Raw genomic sequence first — 5,191 nt, forward strand, 5'->3', positions numbered from 1 at the left:
CCCGAATGGGCCGCGCTGTATACCGACGATGCGACCTACGAGGTGACCTCGCCGGCCAGCGCCGATCCAGTGCACGCCGATCCGGCTGTGACCCTGTTCCTGATCGCCGACCGCATCGACCGCATCCGCGCCCGCGCGACGCGGCTGATGAAAAGAACCGCGCATGCCGAATATCCGCATTCGAAGACGCGCCACCTGGTCAGCAATGTCCGGATCATCGGCGGCGCGGGCGCGGAGACGCTGGTGCGCGCGAACTTCGTGGTGTTCCGCACCAAGGAGGACACGACCACCTTCTACATGGGCGAGTTCCGCTATACGCTGGTGAGCGATGCCGGCGGCATCCGGATCCGCCACAAGCGCGCGATCCTCGACCTGAACAGCCTGTACAACCAGGGCCGGCTGTCGATCATCCTCTGACCGCGCCCGCATAACGATCAAGGAGACAGACATGGCAGTTGATTTTCGCTACAGGGAACTGGGTTACCTCGCGCTTGACGTGAGCGACATCGAGCGTTCCACCAAATTTGCAACCGATATCTTTGGCCTCGACCTGGTCGGCGAGGCGGCCGACGGTGCGCGCTTCTTCCGCGCCGGCATGGGCCATCACGACCTGATCCTGGCGCCGGCGGCGGCGCCGGCGTTCGCGCGCTCGTCCTGGAAACTGGAAACCGACGCCGACGTCGACCTGGCGTTCGCCCATTATCAGCGCCTGAACCTGGCGCCGGCCTGGATCAGCGACCGGGAATGTGCCGGCCTGAGCCTGGAAAAGGCGTTCCGCGTGGTCGAGCCAGTGGCCAGGACCACCTTCGAGTATTTTTCGAAGATGTCGCAGATTTCTTCTCCGCGCAGCAACACGCTGACCAAGTTCCAAGGCGGCAAGCATTACGGCCTGGCCGTGCCGAACTGCCGCGAAATGACGGACTACATGACCGAGAACATGGGCTTCCTGGTGTCGGACTATGTGGAAGGATGGCTCGGCTCGCTGCTGCGCGCGTTCCCGAATCCGAACCACCACAGCTTTGCGCCGTTGCAGTTCCCGGGAGGTAAAACCGGCTTCCACCATCTGGCCTTCATGGTCCAGGAGATCGACGATATCGGCCGGCTGTTCAACCGCGTCAAGAAGCACGACATCAAGATCCAGTTCGGCATTGGACGCCACCCGACCTCGGGCAGCATCCACCTGTATCTGTACGACGACGACTTCTTTGTCTGGGAGTACACTCTGGGCATGGAGCAGTTCCCGGAAACCGGCGCGCGCGAGGCACGCCGCATGTCGTCGGCGCCGGAAAATTTCGACTTGTGGGGCGCCGTGCCGGACCGCGAATTTGCCGGCCGCAATCCGCCTTTCCTTGTTTCGCCTTGAGATGGAGTAGCTATGACAGGCAGATTTGTTGGACGCAGTGCAGTGGTGACCGGCAGCGCCGGGGGAATCGGGCTGGCGATCGCCGAGCGCCTGGCGAGCGAAGGGGCGCACATCGTCGTCACCGATGTGAACGGCGCAGGCCTTGAAACGGTCGCGGCGAACCTGAAGGACAAGGGCGCGGCCGCGGTCACCACCTTCGTGACCGACCTCAGCACGGAAGAGGGCGCCAAGGCGCTGCTCGCGCACACCCTGGCCGCCCACGGCAAGGTCGATATCCTGGTCAACAATGCCGGCGGCGGGGTCATCCTTCCCTTCCTCGAGCACACGCCGGACACGCTGCGCAAGACGATCGACCGCAACCTCTGGACCACGCTGTGGTGCTGTCGCGTATTCTTGCCTGCAATGATAGAGCGCAAGTTCGGTCGGATCGTCAACATCAGTGCCGATTCCGTCCATACCGGCACCTATTCGCATGCCGGCTACAACGCGGCCAAAGGCGGGGTGAACGGGCTGACGACGGGACTCGCCTTCGAATTCGGCAAGCAGGGAATTACCGTCAACGCCGTGTCGCCGGGCGGCGTGATGACGCCGGACCTGCGCAAGCTGATCGACGGCGACGCGGCCACCGCGGCCAAGGTGAAACTCAACGTCGATCCGCGGGTGGTGATGGAGACGATTCCGACCCGGCGCTTCGCCGAAATGCACGAAGTGGCTGCGCTGGCCGCCTTCCTCGCCAGCGACGACGCGGCGGCAATCAACGGCCAGGTGTATAGCATCAACGGCGGGCAGTGGATGTTGTAGCCATGATCATCGATTTCCACACCCACTTCCTGCCCCGCAGCTATCCGGCACTGCCGGCCGGCATCGATGAACCGGCGTGGCCGCGGATGGTGGCCGCCGACGACGGCAGCGCCACGATGTTCGTCGGCGCGCGCCAGTTCCGCACCTTCGACGACCTCTACTGGGATCCGGCGCGCCGCATCGCCGCCATGGACCTGGCCGGCACCGAGGTGCAAGTCCTGTCGCCGCTGCCGGAAATCCTGTCCTACTGGCTCGACCCGCGCGCGGCGCTGGTACTGACCGACGCGGTGAATGCCCACGCGGCCGAGATGGTGGCGTACGCACCCGAGCGCCTCAAGGGACTCGGCGTGGTCGCGCTGCAGGACGTCGGCACCGCCATCGGCCAGCTCGACACCATTGCCAACGTTCACCGCCTGGCCGGGATTTTCGTCGGCAGTAACGTCAACGGCAAATCGATCGCCTCGCCCGAGTTCCATCCGTTCTTCGCGGAGGTCGAACGGCTCGGTTTGCTCGTGTTCGTGCACGGCATCCGCCCGGCGGGACTGGAGCGCATGGTTGGCCCGCCACTGATGGGGGCGGTACTCGGCATACCCAATGAAAACACGATGGCCATCGCCTCGTTCATGATGAGCGACATCCTCGGCCGCTTCCCGGCGCTCAAGCTCGTCTTCAGCCACGGCGGCGGCGGCATCGGCGCCGTGCTCGACCGGATGAACCTGATCTGGGAGAAATTCCCGGCGATGCGCGAGTCGCTGCAGATATCGCCGCTCGCGTATGCGCGCCGTTTCTACTATGACACGGCGGTGTTTGGCGCCGACTACCTTGCCTACCTGGTCACGCGCCTGGGCGCCGATTGCCTGCTGGCCGGCACCGACGGACCGACCGAGATCGGCCAGACCGACCTTGCCGGGTTCGTGGCGCAGGCCGGCATCGAGGGCGCGGCCCGGGCTGGCATCCTCGGCGCAAACGCGGCCCGGCTGCTGGCCGGTGCGGGCTCGTTGCGGGCAGCCGCCTAAAGCCATACCAGGATACGGGAGTCAACCAGGAGTCGGGCGATGGCAAACATAGTCGTAATCGGCGCCAGCGGCGATGTCGGGCGCGGCATCGTCGAAGTTCTCGTCAGCCGCGGGCATGCGGTTGCCGCGCTCGCCCGCACCGCCAGCCGCGTCGCCGCCCTGGCCGACGAGCTGGGCCGGCCGGCAAGCTTGCATGCGATGCATGGCTCGCTCGACAGCGAAGCGCAGGCGCAAGCGGCCCTGGGCGCGGTGCGCGCCATCTTCCCCGGCATCGACGCGGTGATCGTCTCGGTCAACGGGCCGCGCGAGCCGGCTGCGCTGCTGACCAACTCGCCGGAACAACTGGCGGCGCGGCTCCAGGCCGACCTGGTTGCCCACTACACGGCGGCGCGCATCTTCATGCCGGCGCTGGCGCCGGGGGGCGTCCATCTCGGCATCGGCGGCGGCTCGGCAGACTTCATCCTGCAGGGCGGGGTGCCGCAGTCCATCGCGCAGGCGGGGCTGCGGATGCTGTACCGCGGCCTGGCGCATGAATGCGCACAGCAGCCGGTTGAAATACGCCAGCTGATCATCGCGTCCATCGTCAATGGCAGCAGCATGCGCGGGCGCGCCGATCCGCTCTGGGTGACAGACCGCGAGATCGGCGCACAGGTCGCCGCGATCGTGGACGATCCGGGCGCCTTCCCCGGGCCGATATTGCGCCTTGCGCGGCGCGACGACAGCGGCCGCCCGGTGTTCTCGTCCGAAGGGCCGAGCAAGGTGCAAGGGTTCCGCTAAGTCCGGCATTAAATAATAGTATGCAGGCGCACTATATGGATGTATTATTATTTTAACGCGGCAGAACACGCTATTTCCGCAGGGGCAAGCCCCTGCCCACTGAATTCCAAGGAACAGGCATGACTAAGACAGCAGTCAAGATAGACGACAAATTCACGCAGCAAGAAGGTCGCATCTATATCTCGTCCAACCAGGCGCTGGTGCGGCTTCCGCTCATACAGCGCCAGCGCGATGTCGCCGCGGGATTGAACACGGCCGGCTACATTACCGGCTATCGGGGTTCGCCGATCGGGGTCTACGATAATGCGCTGTGGGCGGCGTCCGCGCTGCTCAAGGAAAACCATATCCGGTTCCAGCCTGGGGTGAACGAGGAACTGGCGGCCGCGTCGATCCGCGGCACCCAGTGGCTGCACTATTACAAGGAGGCGAAATACGACGGCGTATTCGCCATCTGGTACGCGAAGAACCTGGGTGTCGACCGCGCCTTCGAAGTGCTGCGCCAAGGTAACCTGGAAGGGTCGGCCAGGCATGGCGGGGTGCTGGTCGTCGGTGCCGACGACGTCGGCGGCAAGTCGACCGTGACGGCGACCTCGTCCGACCCAGTGTGGCGCGCCGCGCTGATGCCGATCCTGTACCCGGCAACCACGCAGGAGTATCTCGACTACGGCCTGTACGGCTACGCGATGTCGCGTTTCGCCGGCGTCTGGACCGGGTTCAAGGTAGTGACCGATACCATCGAGCTGACCGCGACGGTCGATCTCGATCCGGCCAGTTCGCGCATCATCCTGCCGACCGACTTCGAGATGCCGCCAGGCGGCCTGAACAAGATCAAGGGCGACATCGCGCCGCTACCGATCGAGCGCCGGCTGGTGGAATTCAAGTTGCCGGCGGCGATCGAATTCGCCCGGGTCAACCAGATCAACCGGCTTATTTTCGACGGTCCCCGCCGCGAGCTCGGTATCGTCACGGCAGGCAAGCCCTATCTCGACGTGCGCGAGGCCCTCAAGGAGCTCGACATCGACGAGGCGCGCGCGCGCGCACTGGGCATCCGCCTGTACAAGCTGGGCATGATCTATCCGCTCGAGCCGCACGGCGCCGAGCAGTTCTGCGTCGACCACAAGGAAGTCCTGGTGGTCGAGGAGAAGAGCGCTTTCATCGAGGACCAGCTCACCTCCTTGCTGTACCACATCGCGGCCAACCGCCGGCCGCGCATTACCGGCAAGCGCGACGAGCA

The 5,191-nt window shown here is 65.2% G+C and carries 5 protein-coding genes and 1 pseudogene; all 6 read left to right on the plus strand.

The features are described from left to right. Positions 1 to 417: aromatic-ring-hydroxylating dioxygenase subunit beta (locus tag D3872_RS07625; protein ID WP_119810217.1), on the plus strand; the 417-nt coding region annotated here is incomplete at its 5' end. Between the two features lie 31 nt (positions 418 to 448). Beyond that, on the plus strand, positions 449 to 1,363 hold the full coding sequence (locus tag D3872_RS07630; protein WP_119810218.1) for a VOC family protein: 915 nt from the start codon (positions 449 to 451) through the stop codon (positions 1,361 to 1,363). Between the two features lie 12 nt (positions 1,364 to 1,375). Beyond that, positions 1,376 to 2,164, plus strand: a complete 789-nt coding sequence (locus D3872_RS07635) for an SDR family NAD(P)-dependent oxidoreductase (RefSeq protein WP_119810219.1) — start codon at positions 1,376 to 1,378, stop codon at positions 2,162 to 2,164. A 2-nt stretch (positions 2,165 to 2,166) separates the two neighbouring features. Further along, on the plus strand, positions 2,167 to 3,180 hold the full coding sequence (locus D3872_RS07640; RefSeq protein ID WP_119810220.1) for an amidohydrolase family protein: 1,014 nt from the start codon (positions 2,167 to 2,169) through the stop codon (positions 3,178 to 3,180). Positions 3,181 to 3,219: 39 nt separating this feature from the next. Continuing rightward, the gene (locus D3872_RS07645) at positions 3,220 to 3,957 is read left to right on the plus strand and encodes an SDR family NAD(P)-dependent oxidoreductase (protein WP_119810221.1); all 738 of its coding nucleotides are present in this window, start codon (positions 3,220 to 3,222) and stop codon (positions 3,955 to 3,957) included. Between the two features lie 119 nt (positions 3,958 to 4,076). Then, positions 4,077 to 5,191, plus strand: a pseudogene (locus D3872_RS25235) (indolepyruvate ferredoxin oxidoreductase family protein); the annotation flags it as partial.

This window comes from Massilia cavernae (assembly GCF_003590855.1).
In the GTDB taxonomy this organism is placed as follows: domain Bacteria; phylum Pseudomonadota; class Gammaproteobacteria; order Burkholderiales; family Burkholderiaceae_D; genus Telluria_A; species Telluria_A cavernae.